Origin of the sequence: Mesorhizobium sp. M8A.F.Ca.ET.165.01.1.1, from assembly GCF_004792065.1 — a bacterium.
GTDB lineage: Bacteria > Pseudomonadota > Alphaproteobacteria > Rhizobiales > Rhizobiaceae > Mesorhizobium.
Map to the genome: position 1 here is coordinate 1 of NZ_SRTH01000279.1, position 279 is coordinate 279.

Sequence of the window (279 nt, forward strand, 5' to 3'; positions counted from 1 at the left end):
GAATGCGGCGGCGGCGTTCGTCTATGTCGAGATCTGGGCGATCCCCGGCGGGTTCGATCAGGCGTCGATCGGTGCCGGTGCCCGCGACGACAATCTCTGGCGCGAACACGGCACGCTCGACATGCACGTCATGGTGCCGAAGGGGACCGGAAGCCGAGACGGTCGCGACAAAGCTGGACAGCTGATCGACCTGTTCAGAGGGCAAGACCTTAGCGGCCTCACCTTTCTCGAGGCTTCAATCGGAGAAGGCCAACCCGGGCGGCCCTTCGCCAACTACTG

At 64.2% G+C, this 279-nt stretch carries 1 protein-coding gene; it reads left to right on the forward strand.

Going from position 1 to position 279, the window contains the following annotated elements:
- On the forward strand, window positions 1-279 hold a 279-nt coding region (locus tag EN808_RS36735), incomplete at both ends, for a hypothetical protein (RefSeq protein WP_210235492.1).